The organism is Nocardia coffeae (assembly GCF_019890715.1).
Classification (GTDB): Bacteria; Actinomycetota; Actinomycetes; order Mycobacteriales; family Mycobacteriaceae; genus Nocardia; species Nocardia jiangxiensis.
This window is the reverse complement of record NZ_JAINZY010000001.1, coordinates 876,950-891,927: the sequence shown is the minus strand read 5'-3', so window position 1 is coordinate 891,927 and position 14,978 is coordinate 876,950. Positions and strand designations below refer to the sequence as shown.

The following is a 14,978-nucleotide window of genomic DNA, read 5'->3' as shown; positions in this document are numbered from 1 at the left end:
CGCTTCGCTGCGGCGGGTTTTCGGCGCTGTAAGGCTCGTCGCTGCGCCCTCGAGACTCGGCCTTCGGCCATGCGCTTCGAGGGCGCAGCGACGAGCCCGCGCCGAAAACCTTTGTTGTTGGCCTTGTTGAGCCTTTCGCTTCGCGGGCGAGTTCCAGCTGAACGGAGACTCTTCGCCGCTGGGCGCGTTCGGGGTCGTTAGTTGGTGCGTCGGCTCCGGAGGAACAGTACTGCTGCCCCTTGCAGCCCCTAATTCGCGGCCCGTTTGCGGGTCAGGACCGCGGCGGCCGCGCCACCGGCCGCGCCCAGCGCCAATGCCGTGGGGACGCCGATCTTCGCGGCCTTGCGGCCGGTGCGGAAATCGCGGACCTCCCAGCCGCGGTTCTTGGCTACCTCGCGCAGGTCCGAGTCGGGGTTGATGGCGACCGCGGTGCCGGTGAGCGAGAGCATCGGGACGTCGTTGTGACTGTCGGAGTACGCGGTGCAGCGCTTGAGATTCAGGCCCTCGCGGATGGCCAGGGTGCGCACCGCGTGCGCTTTGCCCAGGCCGTGCAGGATATCGCCGACCAGCCGGCCGGTGAACACGCCGTCCTCGCTCTCCGCGACGGTGCCCAGCGCGCCGGTCAGGCCCAGCCGCTTGGCGATGACCTGGGCCAGTTCGACCGGAGTCGCGGTGACCAGCCAGACCTGCTGACCCGCGTCCAGGTGCATCTGCGCCAGCGCGCGGGTGCCGGGCCAGATCTTGTCGGCGATGATCTCGTCGTAGATCTCCTCGCCCAGTTCGGCCAGTTCGGCGGTGGAGCGGCCGGCGATGAAGGCCAAGGCTTTCTCCTTGCCGCTGGCCATATCGCCCTGGCTCTCCTTGCCGGTGATCCGGAATTTGACCTGCTTCCAGGCCATATCGGCCAGGTCCGAGGTCTTGAAGTACTTGCGCGCGGCCAGGCCGCGGGCGAAGTGCACGATCGACGCGCCCTGCACCATCGTGTTGTCCACGTCGAAGAATGCCGCCGCGGTCAGGTCGCGGGGCGGGCGAGCGCGTTCTGGGATCTGTGAATCTTCTTCTACCGCAACCGATTCCGCGAGCTCCGCATCGTGCAGGGCGAGGGCCGCGTCGGCGCTGGCCTCACCGGCGAGATTGGCGCGCAATTCCTCCTCGCTGGGCCCGAACGGGCTGCGAGTGATGCGGGTGAGCTGATCGGACAACCCCTGCCCCCACCGCGCCGGGAACTCGCCGAATCTGCCCGCGATGAACCCTGTCCTCGCATCTTTGGATCGTTCCGGCACCGCTAACCTCCGCCCGTCGCGCGAACATCCCAACATTAACCGAGTGGGGTGACCTGGTGCCGTACGAACGACGAGGCGCTGCCCACACCGGCGCTCAGCGGTTCAGGTCGGCGCGCAGTCGCGTTTCGTCGACGTCGAAATAGCTGTGCTCCCGGCCGTCGAGCAGCACCACCGGCAACCGGTCGCCGTATTCGGCGCGCAAACCCGGATCGGTCGCCGCGGCCTCGTCCACATCCACGGTCCCGGGTTCGATCCCGAAATCCGCACAAATCGAACGCAACTGGTCGAACGCGACGCTGCAGAGCCCGCAACCTGCCCGGGTCAGCAACGTCACCGCATGTCGATCACCCATACATTCATTAAAGCCGCCGTGGATGCGTATGTTCCCGGCCCCACCGGACACGCCGACGCCAAGGACGGTGGCCCAGGTTGATCCTGAAGTGATGGAACACTGACTCACCAGTTCACCCGGTTCGTTTCACTCCCGAATTGCCCCTACGTCGAGGCACGACCCGAGCCGATCCCGCAAAGACGAAAGCCCAACCCCGGACCCACCTGGATTCGCCCCACCCTCGGCAATGCCAAGCCCGAGGTCGGGCCCGGGTGGATCCTGCGAAGACGAAAGCCCTGTCCGGACCCACCTGGTTTCGCCCACCCTCGGCAATGCCAAGCCCGAGGTCGGGCCCGGGTGGATCCTGCGAAGACGAAAGCCCTGTCCGGACCCACCTGGTTTCGCCCACCCTCGGCAATGCCAAGCCCGAGGTCGGGCCCGGGTGGATCCTGCGAAGACGAAAGCCCTGCCCGGACCCACCTGGTTTCGCCCACCTTCGACAACGCCAACCCCAAGGTCGGGGCCCGGGTCGATTCTGGACTGACGGAGCGGGGGAGCGAAGCGGAGGAGCGGAGGAGGGAAGAATCGGCCCTTCGGGGGCCCCGACCCGCCGGAGCGAAGCGGAGGCCGAAGATACAGTGACTGAATTCACCGACTTTGTGCAGGGCTTCACAAGCGGTTACGGTGGTGGCACGCAAGCCGCTCGCTTCCGGCAGCGGAAGCAGCCAATAACCCCGACACGCGCCAGGCGGCACTGGCCCCAGGTGTGTCGTCGGCGGAGCGAAACCGGATACCTGACCCCGGCCGGACGAGGAGCCGAACGACGTGACAGAGCAGCATGAGACGCCCGAAGGCGTCTCCGGCAGGGCTCTGCGGTCGAACGCACCGTCCAAGGACATTCCGCAGGCTACGGTCACGCGGCTGGCGACCTATCTCCGGGTCCTCGCCATCCTGGCCGACGAGGGCGTGCTCATCGTATCGAGTGAGGAACTCGCTGTCGCGGCGGGTGTCGGTTCGGCGAAGCTGCGCAAGGACCTGTCCTTCCTCGGACCCAACGGCGTACGCGGCGTCGGTTACGACGTGGCCAAGTTGCGCGCCCGCATCGAGGATGTTCTCGGACTGTCCGAAGGACATCGGGTGATCCTGGTCGGGGCCGGAAATCTGGGCCGTGCGCTGGCCGGATACGGCGGCTTCCGGCGACGCGGATTCGCCATGGTCGGCATTTTCGACCGGGATCCGATGGTCATCGGCGCCACGGTCAGCGGCCTGCCGGTGCGCGACGTCGCCGAACTGAACGACGCTGTCATCGAACTCGAACCCACCATCGCGGTCATCACCGTCCCGGATCCGGCCGCGCAGGGGGTCTGCGATCGGCTGGTGGCCGCGGGGATGCGGTGCATTCTGAGTTTCTCCCCGGTCGCGCTGGGCGCGCCGCCGTCGGTGGAGGTGCGCCGGGTCGATCTGGCCGTGGAGATGCAAATGCTCTCCTTCGAACGGGCGCGCAGCGCCGAGGCGATACACACAGCAGCGTCCGCGATCCGCCCAGCGGGGGTCGTGGTTTCGGCAATGGAGCCAACCAGCCGCGGTGTGTCCGGAGGCGGGAGCCTGCGCAAACACGCAGGATCCTCGGATACACCGCAAATGAGTAACGGATCGGTGGTCGCGCAATGAGCATCCTTCTAGTCGGAATTTCGCATCGCAGCGCTCCGGTCGCGGTGCTCGAGAAGGTTGCCGTCACCGAGGACGATCGTCCGAAGCTGATGGATCGGATGCTGAAGTCCCAGCACGTCTCGGAGGCGATGATCGTCTCCACCTGCAACCGCGTGGAGGTCTACGCGGTGGTCGACGCCTTCCACGGCGGTCTGGCCGAGATCGGCGACCTGCTGGCCACTCACGCGGATCTGTCGCTGCCCGAACTGACCAGGCACGCCTATGTGCGATACAGCGAGGCCGCGGCCGAGCACCTGTTCGCGGTGGCCAGCGGCCTGGATTCGATGGTGGTCGGCGAGCAGCAGGTGCTCAGCCAGATCCGCGCCGCCTATGCCGCCTCGGACGCGCAGCAGGCCGCCGGGCGCACCCTGCACGAGCTGGCGCAGAACGCGTTGCGGGTCGGCAAGCGGGTGCATTCGGAGACCGGGATCGACCGCGCGGGCGCGTCGGTGGTGTCCGTCGCGTTGGATCGGGCGCGGGCCGAACTGGGCGATCTGACCGGTCGCACGGGTGTGGTCGTCGGCGCGGGCGCGATGGGCGGGCTGTCGGTGGCGCATCTGGCGCGCGCCGGGATCGGCCGCCTGATCGTGGTGAACCGGACCCTCGAACGCGCGCAACGCCTGGCGCACACCGCCGAGAGCATGCACGGCGTCGCGGCGACCGCGCAGGATCTGACCGATCTGGTCGGTGCGCTGGCCGCCGCCGACATCGTCATCACCAGTACGGGTGCGGTCGGCGCGGTGGTGACGCTGGCCGATGCGCATCGGGCGTTGAATTCCGCCCCGGCCGGGCATCGGATGGTGGTCTGCGATCTGGGGCTGCCGCGCGATGTGGATCCGGCCGTGGCCGGGCTGCCCGACGTCACGGTGATCGATATGGAGACGCTGCAGCGTGATCCCGCGGCCGGTGCGGCCGCCGACGACACCTCCGCCGCGCGGACCATCGTCGCCGAAGAACTTTCCAAATACCTTGCGAGCCAACGCGTTGCGGAGGTCACCCCGACCGTGGCGGCGTTGCGGCAACGCGCGGCCGACGTGGTCGAGGCCGAGCTGATGCGGCTGGAGTCGAGGCTGCCGACCCTGGCCGATCCCGAGCGCGCCGAGGTCGCCCGCACGGTGCGCCGGGTGGTCGACAAGCTGCTGCACGCGCCGACGGTGCGGGTCAAGCAGCTGGCCTCCGCACCCGGCGGCGACACCTACGCCGAAGCCCTGCGTGAACTGTTCGAACTCAAACCCGGTGCGGCACAAGCGGTTGCGGCGCCGATGGAGGTCGCCACCCTCGGTGACGACTTCGCCCCCGGTAATGAAGGGAATCCCGCGTGACGGCCACCGACGCCATGGTGCACGAGAACGACACGACCCGTCGCGGTACCGCCGACGCGCCGTGGCGGATCGGCACCCGCGGCAGCCTGCTGGCGCTGACCCAGGCAGGCACCATCCGTGACGCGTTGATCGCGGGCGGACAGCAGGCCGAACTCGTCGTGGTGAAGACCGCCGGGGACAAATCCTCGGATCCGGTGGAGAAGATCGGCGTCGGGGTGTTCACCGCCGCGCTGCGCAACGAACTCGCCCTCGGCACCGTCGACATCGCCGTGCACTCCTACAAGGATCTGCCCACCGCGCCGGACACGCGTTTCGTCATCGCGGCCATCCCGCCGCGCGAGGATCCGCGCGATGCGCTCATCGCCCGCGACGGCATGGTCCTGGGTGAGCTGCCCGCGGGTTCGCGGATCGGCACGTCCGCCGCGCGCCGCGCCGCGCAGTTGCGCGCGCTCGGTCTCGGCCTCGAGATCCTGCCGTTGCGCGGCAATATCGACACCAGAATTCGTAAGGTCGCCGACGGCGAACTCGACGCGGTGGTCATCGCGCGGGCCGGAGTGGCCCGCATCGATCGCCTCGACGAGATCACCGAATCGCTCGAGCCGGTGCAGATGCTGCCCGCTCCGGCACAGGGTGCGCTCGCGGTCGAATGCCGCACCGACGACCCGGATCTCGTGACCATCCTGTCCGCTCTGGACGATGCGGGCACTCGCGCCGCGATCGGCGCCGAGCGGGCGTTGCTGGCCTACCTCGAGGCCGGTTGCACCGCTCCGATCGGCGCATTGGCCGAGGTCGTCGAATCGCTCGACGACGACGGGCGGGTGGTCGAGGAACTGTCGCTGCGCGGTTGCGTGGCGGCGATCGACGGCTCGGACGTGCTCCGGGCATCGGTGGTCGGTTCGCCCGACGAGGCCGAGGAACTCGGCCGCGCGCTGGCCCGTGAGCTGCTGGAGCTGGGAGCGCGTGAGCTGCTCGGCGCCAACCGCGAGGGCGGCACAGACTTTGACCCATCCCAGCCCAATGGAGAACGATAAATGAGCCGAGCCACTAAGAAGCATCCTGGTCGGATTCTCTTTGTCGGGTCCGGCCCCGGTGACCCCGCGTTGCTGACCGTTCGGGCCCGCGAGGTGCTCGGCCGGGCGACGCTGGCGTTCACCGACCCCGATGTGGACAAGGGTGTGCTCGCCCTGATCGGTATCGCGGTGGAGCCGAACCCGGACGGGGAGAGCCCGGTCGACGTGCGCCCGGCCCTGGGCGAGCCCGCCGAGGTCGCCAAGACGCTGGTCGCCGAGGCACGCAACGGTCATGACGTGGTGCGACTGGTGTCCGGTGATCCGCTGACCACCGATTCCGTGATCGCCGAGGTCAACGCGGTCACCCGCTCGCACATGGTGTTCGAGGTGCTGCCCGGTCTGCCGTCCGGTGCGACGGTGCCCGCCTACGCGGGTATCGCGCTGGGCTCGAGCCACACCGAGGTCGACGTGCGTGGCGAGGTGGACTGGGCCTCCGTCGCGGCCGCACCCGGCCCGTTGGTGTTGCACGCGACGTCGGGACATCTGGCCGAGACGGCCAGCGCCCTGACCGAGCACGGCCTCGCGCCGCAGACTCCGGTCGCGGTCACCGTGCGTGGCACGACCCGGCAGCAGCGGACCATCGAGTCCACCCTGGCGACGTTGAACAGCGCCGCTTCCGAGCTGGTCGGGCCGCTGGTGGTCACGGTCGGCAAGGAGGTCGAGAAGCGGTCGAAGATGTCCTGGTGGGAGTCGCGCTCGCTGTACGGCTGGACGGTTCTGGTGCCGCGCACCAAGGAGCAGGCCGGTGAGATGAGCGAGAAGCTCGTCACGCACGGCGCCATCCCGATGGAGGTGCCGACCATCGCGGTCGAGCCGCCGCGCAGTCCCGCGCAGATGGAACGCGCGGTCAAGGGACTGGTCGACGGTCGTTATCAGTGGGTGGTGTTCACCTCCACGAATGCGGTGCGCGCGGTGTGGGAGAAGTTCGCCGAGTTCGGTCTGGACGCGCGGGCGTTCTCCGGGGTGAAGATCGCCTGCGTCGGCGAGGCCACCGCGGAGCGGGTGCGTTCGTTCGGCATCAATCCGGAACTGGTGCCCAGCGGTGAGCAGTCCTCGGAAGGTCTGCTGGCCGACTTCCCGCCCTACGACGACGTTTTCGACCCGGTCAACCGGGTGCTGTTGCCGCGCGCGGACATCGCGACCGAAACTCTCGCCGAAGGTCTGCGCGACCGCGGCTGGGAGATCGACGACGTCACCGCCTACCGCACGGTGCGCGCCTCGCCGCCGCCCGCGGAGACCCGCGAGATGATCAAGACCGGTGGTTTCGACGCGGTCCTGTTCACCTCCTCCTCCACGGTGCGGAACCTGGTCGGCATCGCGGGCAAACCGCACGCCCGCACCATCGTGGCCTGCATCGGCCCAAAGACCGCCGAGACCGCCATCGAATTCGGCCTGCGCGTGGACGTGCAGCCCGAACTCGCCCAAGTCGGCCCGCTGGTCGAGGCCCTCGCCGAACACGCCGCCCACCTCCGCGCCGAGGGCCTGCTGCCCCCGCCGCGAAAGAAGAGCCGCCGCGGGCGGGCTTGAGTTTTCTGCCTCCGCTCCGCTCCGGCGTGTTCGCGGCCCCTTGAGTCTCACCGTTCGGCCCCGTGTCGGGTACTCGTTCCTCGCACCCGCCACGCGTCCGAGCGGCGAGACGGGCCGCGAACAGGTGGGCGCTGTCCGGAGTTGGTGGAACGGGGCCTTCCGGGTGTTGGCGCGATTCGTCTGTGCCTGAGCCTGGTGTGCGGTTGACGGTGGCGAGCATGAGATAGCTTGTGCCTCAGCGTGATTCGTCTTCGCCTAGTGAGGTGAAGACGAATCACGCTGAGGGCGGGGCTCGACTGCTCAGCGGCGGGTGCGCATGAGGTCTCGGACGAGGCGGCAGGTTTTGTCCGAGGGTGGGCGGATGCCTACGAGATCGGCTGTGCGGCGGATCTTTTCGTTGTCGGCGAGGTCGGCTCGGTAGACGCCGGAGTCCAGCAGGGCGATGGCCAGGCGCATCGCCTTGAGGCGGCGGTTGTGGGTGACGTACCACGAGCGCGGGCGGCCCGCGGGCAGGCGGCGCTTGAGCAGCGGGACGTACGGCTGGTCGATGATGATCTGCGAATGTGTGGCCACGAGACCCTCCCCGGCTGTGCTGGAAACGAATGATCGAGGGCGCGAACCGCTCTCGAACACATCTTCGATTATAGCGTTCGGCACCGACAGAAACCGCCGGTCGCGAGGTGTGCGACCGGCGGTTCGTCAGGTGTCGGGTCAGCGGCCCAGTACGCCGTCCAGCCAGTCGAAGGTGCGCTGGTGGAACAGGGCGGTCGCGCCCTCGTGGCAGTGTTCGCCGCCGCCCTCGTCCTCGCGGAAGGTGATGAATTCCTTCGGGCAGGTCAGCGCGTCGAAGATCTGCCGCGGTTGGCCGGCGAAGAACTGGTCGTTCTCGGCCTCGAGTACCAGCGTCGGGCAGGTGATCCGATCGGCGAGGCCCGTCATCGTGTAGGGCTCGATCGCCTTCCCCATTTCCCCGGGACCGGACAGTCCGAACGTCCACAGGCCGTTGCGAATTACCCAGCGCGCCTGGGTGTTCTGTGCCATGAGCGCCTCGAGTCCGCCGGGCAGCCGCGCCGCGATCTCGTCGATGGCCGCGAACGGGCCGTGGCAGTCGAAGACTCCGTCGTGCAGTACGCAGGCGGCGATCCGGTGTTCGAAGGCGGCGGCCCGCGCGGCGAGGTAGCCGCCCAGACTGGTGCCGACGAGTGCGATCCGGTCGGCGTCCACCTCGGGCAGGCCGAGCGCGAAATCCACGACGGGCGTGACCACGGCCTCCCAGTCCGGCCGGAAGTGCAGGCCCTGATCCCGCACGGTGCTGCCCTGGCCCGGTCCGTCGAATGCCAGGACGTGATAGCCGCGCCGCAGCGCGCCCGCGGCGAGCGCGAAGTAGTCCTCCTCCAGTGTGGAGTCGTATCCGCCGTGGTAGATCACGGTCGGACGGCGTTCGCCGGAATCGTCGGCCAGGAACAAATAGCCCGGCAGGGTGGTGTCCTCGTAGGGGATCCGCACCCGGCGGGCGGGAGTGTCCAGCAGCGCGGCGGCCTCGTCGAAGGTCTGCTGCGACGCTCGGGCCAGACGTGCCGATTCGGCATCGTGCGCCGGATCCTCGCGCCGGTAGAAGTCGGCGGTCCGGTAGTAGTTCGACGCCCGCAGCAGCGCTTCCCGCGCGCTGACCCGGTGCCCGGCGGCCAGTGCGTCACGGCCGATGCGCTCGACGCGCGCGGCCGTCGCGGCCCACTGTGTCGACCAGGCGGCCTCGTCGCCCTCCGGGATCTGCCGACAGGTCACCAGCACTTCGCCGAGTTCCGCGCCGCCGTACGTCGCATAACCCGCCGCGCGCAGCGCCTCGAAGGAGAAGGACTCGTCGTCGTAGAGAAATTTCATGGTCGGACACCTTTCCCTCAGGAACGATACGGTTCCGTTCCGTTTGATTCGACGCTAACCCGGATCCGAACGGAACGCAACGGTTCCGTCTCGGCTATTCTCGCTGCATGGCAAAGGAGCAGACAACGGCTCGGCCTGCTACCGGCGGTGCGGCTCTACGACAGCACGTCACCGACGCGATCGGCGAGGCGACCTTCACCGAACTCGCCGAATCCGGCTATTCGCGCCTGTCCATGGAGGCCGTCGCGCGCCGCGCCGGCGTCGGCAAGGCCGCGCTGTACCGGCGCTGGTCGTCCAAGGAGGAGATGCTCACCGAGCTGATCCGCCAAGCCGTCCGCGACACCTTGCCCCCGATTCCCGACACCGGAGCCCTGCGCACCGACCTGCGGCAACTTCTGGACACGTTCCGCGAGCAGCTGTCGAATGCGACGGTCCGGAAGATCGGCGCGGCCCTGTTCGCCGAGGCCCACCACAACGAATCCCTCGCCGAAGTCCTGCGCACCACCGTCGCCGCCCCACGCCGCGACAACGCCCACACGGTCCTGCGCGCCGCCATCGGCCGCGGTGAACTCCCCGCCGACCTCGACCTCGAACTGGCCTCGGACCTGCTCATCGCCCCACTGGGCTTCCGCATCCTCGTCCTGTCCGGCGACAGCGACGACACCTACCTCGAAACGCTCACCACCGCACTCGAAGCCGCTCTGAAGGCCGCCGCCCCCGCGTGACCGATGCTTTCCGGCAAGGGGTACTGTGCGCGGTCGGATCGGGTGCGTTCGTGTGTGATTGGTCATAGTCGTGAACGTGTGCCGCGTGCGCAGGGCCGGGAAGGCGGGGCTGTTCTCGGTCGCATCGGCCGGGAAGAAATCCCGTCGTCGCTCGAATGTCCGCTGTTGCCCGGTGAATGCCTGGTCACGGGATCGGCGAGGGCTGTTTCGGGGAGCTCGCGCGGGGCGGCGGGCGGGTGCGGAGGCGGTGCGGCACAGGGGTGGACCGGGGCGTATCGTGCGATTCATGACCGGAATGGACCGCCCGCGGCGGTTGCGTCGTACCCCTGCTCTACGGCGTCTCGTAGCCGAAACCACCCTGGAACCAAGACATTTGGTGCTGCCCATGTTCGTCGCCGACGGGCTGGACGAACCGCGCGAGATCGGCTCGATGCCGGGCGTGCAGCAGCACTCGATGGATTCACTGCGCAAGGCGGCCGTCGAGGCGGTCGTCGCCGGGGTCGGCGGGCTGATGCTGTTCGGGGTGCCGCGTCCGGAGGACAAGGACGCGGTCGGCAGCCTCGCCAGCGACCCCGAGGGCATCCTGAACCGCGGCCTGCGCGCGCTGTCCGAGGAGGTCGGCGACGCGACGGTGGTCATGGCCGACACCTGCCTGGACGAATTCACCGATCACGGCCACTGCGGCGTGCTGTCCCCGGACGGCGCGGTCGACAACGACGCGACCCTGGACCGCTACGTCGCGATGGCGCTGGCCCAGGCCGAGGCGGGCGCGGATCTGCTCGGCACCAGCGGCATGATGGACGGCCAGGTCGGCGCGATCCGCGACGCGCTGGACGAGGCCGGGCGCATCGACACCGGCATCCTGGCCTACGCCGCGAAATACGCCTCCGCGTTCTACGGCCCGTTCCGCGAGGCGGTCTCCTCCTCGCTGCAGGGCGATCGCCGCACCTACCAACAGGATTCGGCCAACCGCCGCGAGGCGATCCGCGAGCTGGAACTGGATCTGGCCGAGGGCGCCGACATCGTCATGGTCAAGCCCGCCATGTCCTACCTGGACATCCTGCGCGATGTTGCCGACCGTTCCACCGTGCCGGTGGCCGCGTACCAGATCTCCGGTGAGTACTCGATGATCACCGCCGCCGCCGCGAACGGCTGGATCGATCGCCGCGGCGCGATCCTGGAATCGCTGATGGGCATCCGTCGAGCGGGCGCGGACATCGTGCTCACCTACTGGGCGACCGAGGTCGCGCATTGGCTGGCGTGAGGCGCCGACCGTCGTGAATCCGTGGACTCCGCCGGTCCCGCCGGCGCCGCAACAGCCCATGCCCGATGACGTCCGTACCGCGTCCCAATTGTGGTGGGGCGCGGTCGTTCTGGGCGTGGTACGACTGCTCGCCGGGATGTGGACGCGATTCGAGCATCGGCACACGATCGCCCGGAACATCTACGATCAGTTGCGCGCGCAGGAGCCGCAGACTCCGCTGGCGACCTACGACCTGATGGTCACTCTGCTGATCGTGCTGGGCGTGGTGTTCGGGCTGGCGCTCGCCGCCGCGGCACTGGCCGTGGTGCATCAGCTACGTCGCGGGAAACTATGGGCGCGCACGCTGTTGAACGTTGCGGCCGTGGTCCTGGTGATCGGCGGGGTGAACTCGATGTTCGGCCTCGGCGCGATCTCCGGCACCGGTGAGATGCTCGCCGGCGCGGCGGCCATCCTGCAGGCGGTGGTGGCCGCCGGAGCCGTATTCCTTTGTCACCGAACCGAATCCAACAACTACTTCAAGGTGAACGGTAATCGGCTGCCCCGGTGAATTTGTCACCGGTGCGGCGGCATGTATCGTGAGGGTTGTCACAGAGGACCTGGGAACCGGATGTCGTGGGTCGTGCGTTCCGCATCGGATCGCGCGAGGCGTTCCGGAGAAGCGGAGGCAATGATGCGAGTGGTGATTCAGCAGCCGCAGAGCCTTCGGCGCGATGTCGTGATGATGGCTCTGGTCCTCGTTCTCGGTCTGCTCACGCTGGCCGTTCTGTTGCTGCCCGGTATGGTCGGCTGAATCGCTTCGCCCCTTCTCGGAGTACGGACGGGCGAGACAGCCTGGAGGTTTCCGTGACCGATACCCGAGCCCCGGCCGATGTGCGGTTCGCCGAGCCCGGTGCGCGCTGGCGCGCCGTCGCGTACGGTCCGCTGATCTGCCTGATCGTGCTGATCCTGGAACTGGTGTTGGGCCACGGTCCGGTGCACTGGTTCGGCCTGCTCTTCTGCGCGGCACTGCTCGCCGGATTCGTCTCGTTGCAGGTTGTCGCGGGTAAACGGCACGTCAGCGTGGAACTCACCGGAACCTCGCTGCGCGAGGGCGCCGAGACGCTGGAACTGGAACGGATCGCCACCGTCTTCCCCGAACACGACGAGGAGTCGTGGGAGGACGAGGACTGGCAGTCCGCGCGTGCGCTCGGGGAACTGGCCGGTGTGCCGCGACGACGCAAGGGCATCGGACTGAAATTGCGGGACGGCGGTCTGGTGCAGGCGTGGGCGCGCGATCATCGCCGCCTGCGCGAGGAACTCACCGCGGCGGTCGAGGGGCGCTCGGTGAACGACGGCCCGAACACCGACGACGGCACGGAGGACGCTCGATGATGTATCGGTTGTGGCCGGTCCTGGACGTGGTCGTCCTGGTTTGCTGCCTCGCCGGGGTCGTGCCGGCCTGGCACGCCGGTATCGAATCGACCACGTTCGCCGCGTCCGGGGATCTGCCCGCCTTCGAGGCGACCCGCTACGACGGGCCGTGGCTCGGCCTGGCCGCACTGCTGGTCGCCGTGGCCGGACTGGCCCTCATCGATCTGATCGCGCGGGGTGTGGACCGGGCTCCTCGGCTCTGACCGCTCGGCCACGGATAGAGGTTCTGGGCCAACTTTCGGCAATCGGGGGTAACCGGGTAATTCCCGGGGACACTGAAGGTATGTCCCGCACGTACCCCGTGCAGCGCAGAGTCGTGGTGATGCTGGTCGTCGGCGTCATCGGGCTCGCCACCGTGACCCTGGACGTGATCACGGCGATGGACGCCGGTCCGGCTCCGGAGCCGGTGACCCGCTCACGCCTGGTCGACGGACTTCCGGGCCCGATGAGTTGCCTGGTGACGACCGGATTCTCGCTGAGCTGCCTGAAGCCCTCGCACTGGTAGGGATCAGTTCCAGTGCTCGTAGATGTCGAGCACGCGGGGACCGTGCGTGCCGGGGGCGTCCAGGAAGACCACCACGTTCCCGTCCGGATGTGCGGCCGATTCGAGCAGCACCTCACGCAGTGAGGCGTGTACGCCGCCGTGCTGATCGCGTTGGATCTGGCTGCCCGGATGCAGGCCCGCACCCATGCGGTTCAGCGGGACGACCTTGGTGACCATCGCCGGAACCGGGCCGTCCGCCAGCGCCGCGGTCTCGGCGTGCGACAGGCTGATCCCGATCCGCCCCTGATCGGGCTGGGCGACGAGAGCTCCGGCCGAGGCCGCGGTCGCGGCGCAGGTCAGTGCGGTGCCCACGAGGGCGGTCAGGGTGGCGCCGACGATCAAGGTTCGCATCAATTACTCCCGGCCGGATTGCGGTTGATGGACAGAGGGTACGCAGTAGCTATCGGTGAGCGACCGAAGCGGGCCGGATCGGCGCTCCGGCGTGTTGTGCTGAATCCGGACATCCGGTGTGGGGTGGCTCACCCCACTACACCCTGTCGTCGACCGGTGCGGGCCGGGCTGCGACACTGGAGGCCGTGAGTTCTTCTCCGGCCTCCGCGCACCTGTTCGATCGCGCCGCTGCGATCATTCCCGGCGGCGTGAATTCGCCTGTGCGAGCGTTCCATTCGGTCGGCGGCACACCGCGGTTCATCACTTCCGCGCGCGGGTGCACGCTCACCGACGCGGACGGCGCCGAATATGTGGACCTGGTGTCCTCGTGGGGACCGATGATTCTCGGTCACGCACACCCGGCCGTGGTGGAGGCGGTGCGCAAGGTCGCGGTCGACGGGTTGTCCTTCGGTGCGCCGACCGAAGCGGAGATCGACCTGGCCGAGGAGATCGCCGCGCGGGTCGAGCCCGTGGAGCGGGTGCGGCTGGTCAACTCCGGTACCGAGGCGACCATGAGCGCGGTGCGGCTGGCCCGCGGTTTCACCGGTCGCAGCAAGATCATCAAATTCGCCGGGTGCTATCACGGGCACGTCGACGCGCTGCTGGCCGACGCGGGATCGGGTGTCGCGACGCTCGGCCTGCCGACCTCGCCCGGCGTCACCGGTGCACAGGCGGCCGACACGATCGTGCTGCCCTACAACGACCTGGACGCGGTGGCCGCCGCGTTCGCCGCGAATCCGGACCAGATCGCCTGCGTCATCACCGAGGCCGCGGCGGGCAACATGGGCACCGTCGCCCCGCAGCCCGGCTACAACGCGGGCCTGCGGCGGCTGACCTCCGAACACGGCGCGCTGCTGATCATGGACGAGGTGATGACCGGATTCCGGGTGAGCCGGTCCGGATGGTTCGGGCGCGACGGTGTCGCGGGCGATCTGTACACCTTCGGCAAGGTGATGAGCGGCGGGCTGCCCGCGGCGGCGTTCGGCGGTCGCGCCGAGGTGATGAACCGGCTCGCGCCGATCGGGCCCGTCTATCAGGCCGGGACGTTGTCGGGTAACCCCGTCGCGGTAGCGGCCGGACTCGCCTCGCTGCGGGCGGCCGACGCGGAGGTCTACGCCGCACTCGATCGCAACGCCGAACGACTCGGCGCGCTGGTGAGCGGCGCGCTGGACACGGCGGGGGTCACCCACCAGGTGCAATTCGCGGGCAATATGGTGAGCGTGTTCTTCGCCGACCATCCGGTTACCGACTACGCCACCGCGAAGGCCAGCCAGACCTGGCGTTTCCCGGCGTTCTTCCACGCTCTGCTCGATCGCGGCGTCTACGCCCCGCCGAGCGCATTCGAGACGTGGTTCGTCTCCGCCGCGCTCGACGAGGACGCATTCGACCGCATCGCCGCCGCCCTGCCCGCCGCTGCCGCGGCCGCGGCGGCTGCCACACCCGAAGGATCCGACGCGTGAACGAGCGCACCGAGCCAGCCGACGAGACGACATCCGACACACCGCAGGACATCACGTCCGA

Annotated in this window: 16 protein-coding genes; 11 read left to right on the top strand and 5 right to left on the bottom strand. The window is 68.8% G+C overall.

The annotated features are described in order from the left end of the window. Nucleotides 1-248: 248 nt before the first annotated feature. Together K7711_RS03800 and K7711_RS03795 are read right to left on the bottom strand one after the other, a co-directional pair. A complete protein-coding gene (locus K7711_RS03800) occupies nt 249-1,283 on the bottom strand; it encodes an HAD family hydrolase (protein WP_372460093.1) in 1,035 nt (344 codons plus the stop codon). Between the two features lie 94 nt (nt 1,284-1,377). Further along, entirely contained in the window at nt 1,378-1,635 is a 258-nt protein-coding gene (locus tag K7711_RS03795) for a glutaredoxin family protein (protein WP_222964853.1), read from the bottom strand. Nucleotides 1,636-2,439: 804 nt separating this feature from the next. Between K7711_RS03795 and K7711_RS03790 the strand changes: the two genes are divergently transcribed. The 4 genes from K7711_RS03790 to K7711_RS03775 are packed head-to-tail and all read left to right on the top strand — an operon-like array spanning nt 2,440 to nt 7,243. Then, entirely contained in the window at nt 2,440-3,285 is an 846-nt protein-coding gene (locus K7711_RS03790) for a redox-sensing transcriptional repressor Rex (RefSeq protein ID WP_222964851.1), read from the top strand. After that, nucleotides 3,282-4,646: a glutamyl-tRNA reductase gene (locus tag K7711_RS03785; RefSeq protein WP_222964849.1), complete on the top strand. Its 1,365-nt coding sequence runs from the start codon at nt 3,282-3,284 to the stop codon at nt 4,644-4,646. The genes K7711_RS03790 and K7711_RS03785 overlap by 4 nt, the downstream gene beginning before the upstream one ends. A gap of 14 nt (nt 4,647-4,660) precedes the next feature. Next, the gene (gene hemC / locus K7711_RS03780; RefSeq protein WP_222966629.1) at nt 4,661-5,677 is read left to right on the top strand and encodes a hydroxymethylbilane synthase; all 1,017 of its coding nucleotides are present in this window, start codon (nt 4,661-4,663) and stop codon (nt 5,675-5,677) included. Continuing rightward, nucleotides 5,678-7,243, top strand: coding sequence for a bifunctional uroporphyrinogen-III C-methyltransferase/uroporphyrinogen-III synthase (locus K7711_RS03775; protein WP_222964847.1), 1,566 nt, complete (start codon nt 5,678-5,680; stop codon nt 7,241-7,243). Between the two features lie 300 nt (nt 7,244-7,543). Here the strand turns inward: K7711_RS03775 and K7711_RS03770 are convergent, their stop codons facing one another. Both K7711_RS03770 and K7711_RS03765 read right to left on the bottom strand, forming a co-directional pair. Next, nucleotides 7,544-7,816: a hypothetical protein gene (locus K7711_RS03770; protein WP_222964845.1), complete on the bottom strand. Its 273-nt coding sequence runs from the start codon at nt 7,814-7,816 to the stop codon at nt 7,544-7,546. Nucleotides 7,817-7,954: 138 nt separating this feature from the next. Next, entirely contained in the window at nt 7,955-9,124 is a 1,170-nt protein-coding gene (locus K7711_RS03765; protein WP_222964843.1) for an alpha/beta hydrolase family protein, read from the bottom strand. A gap of 107 nt (nt 9,125-9,231) precedes the next feature. Between K7711_RS03765 and K7711_RS03760 the strand changes: the two genes are divergently transcribed. The 6 genes from K7711_RS03760 (at nt 9,232) to K7711_RS03735 (ending at nt 13,028) form a co-directional block, all read left to right on the top strand. After that, nucleotides 9,232-9,849, top strand: a complete 618-nt coding sequence (locus tag K7711_RS03760) for a TetR/AcrR family transcriptional regulator (protein WP_222964841.1) — start codon at nt 9,232-9,234, stop codon at nt 9,847-9,849. 286 nt (nt 9,850-10,135) lie between these two features. After that, nucleotides 10,136-11,113: a porphobilinogen synthase gene (gene hemB / locus K7711_RS03755; RefSeq protein WP_222964839.1), complete on the top strand. Its 978-nt coding sequence runs from the start codon at nt 10,136-10,138 to the stop codon at nt 11,111-11,113. A 58-nt stretch (nt 11,114-11,171) separates the two neighbouring features. Next, nucleotides 11,172-11,660, top strand: coding sequence for a hypothetical protein (locus tag K7711_RS03750; protein ID WP_222964837.1), 489 nt, complete (start codon nt 11,172-11,174; stop codon nt 11,658-11,660). Nucleotides 11,661-11,956: 296 nt separating this feature from the next. Next, complete coding sequence (mce1N, locus tag K7711_RS03745) at nt 11,957-12,484, top strand: transport-regulating membrane protein Mce1N (protein WP_222964835.1); 528 nt, start codon at nt 11,957-11,959, stop codon at nt 12,482-12,484. Continuing rightward, entirely contained in the window at nt 12,481-12,726 is a 246-nt protein-coding gene (locus K7711_RS03740) for a hypothetical protein (RefSeq protein WP_222964833.1), read from the top strand. The genes mce1N and K7711_RS03740 overlap by 4 nt, the downstream gene beginning before the upstream one ends. A gap of 80 nt (nt 12,727-12,806) precedes the next feature. After that, nucleotides 12,807-13,028 carry a hypothetical protein gene (locus K7711_RS03735; RefSeq protein ID WP_222964831.1) on the top strand — a complete coding sequence of 74 codons (222 nt, stop codon included), beginning with the start codon at nt 12,807-12,809 and terminating at the stop codon, nt 13,026-13,028. Between the two features lie 3 nt (nt 13,029-13,031). Here the strand turns inward: K7711_RS03735 and K7711_RS03730 are convergent, their stop codons facing one another. Next, a complete protein-coding gene (locus tag K7711_RS03730; protein WP_235746541.1) occupies nt 13,032-13,418 on the bottom strand; it encodes a hypothetical protein in 387 nt (128 codons plus the stop codon). 176 nt (nt 13,419-13,594) lie between these two features. Here K7711_RS03730 and hemL point away from each other — a divergent pair, with 176 nt between their 5' ends. Continuing rightward, the gene (gene hemL, locus K7711_RS03725) at nt 13,595-14,917 is read left to right on the top strand and encodes a glutamate-1-semialdehyde 2,1-aminomutase (protein WP_222966625.1); all 1,323 of its coding nucleotides are present in this window, start codon (nt 13,595-13,597) and stop codon (nt 14,915-14,917) included. The last annotated feature ends 61 nt before the right edge of the window (nt 14,918-14,978 follow it).

Bases quoted from the DNA above. Each gene is read 5' to 3' on its own strand.
- K7711_RS03740 (WP_222964833.1), top strand. From the start codon at position 12,481: ATGATGTATCGGTTGTGGCCGGTCCTGGACGTGGTCGTCCTGGTTTGC.
- K7711_RS03765 (WP_222964843.1), bottom strand. From the start codon at position 9,124: ATGAAATTTCTCTACGACGACGAGTCCTTCTCCTTCGAGGCGCTGCGC.
- K7711_RS03785 (WP_222964849.1), top strand. From the start codon at position 3,282: ATGAGCATCCTTCTAGTCGGAATTTCGCATCGCAGCGCTCCGGTCGCG.
- K7711_RS03750 (WP_222964837.1), top strand. From the start codon at position 11,172: ATGCCCGATGACGTCCGTACCGCGTCCCAATTGTGGTGGGGCGCGGTC.
- hemC (WP_222966629.1), top strand. From the start codon at position 4,661: ATGGTGCACGAGAACGACACGACCCGTCGCGGTACCGCCGACGCGCCG.
- K7711_RS03760 (WP_222964841.1), top strand. From the start codon at position 9,232: ATGGCAAAGGAGCAGACAACGGCTCGGCCTGCTACCGGCGGTGCGGCT.
- K7711_RS03730 (WP_235746541.1), bottom strand. From the start codon at position 13,418: ATGCGAACCTTGATCGTCGGCGCCACCCTGACCGCCCTCGTGGGCACC.
- K7711_RS03775 (WP_222964847.1), top strand. From the start codon at position 5,678: ATGAGCCGAGCCACTAAGAAGCATCCTGGTCGGATTCTCTTTGTCGGG.
- K7711_RS03735 (WP_222964831.1), top strand. From the start codon at position 12,807: ATGTCCCGCACGTACCCCGTGCAGCGCAGAGTCGTGGTGATGCTGGTC.
- K7711_RS03795 (WP_222964853.1), bottom strand. From the start codon at position 1,635: ATGGGTGATCGACATGCGGTGACGTTGCTGACCCGGGCAGGTTGCGGG.
- hemB (WP_222964839.1), top strand. From the start codon at position 10,136: ATGACCGGAATGGACCGCCCGCGGCGGTTGCGTCGTACCCCTGCTCTA.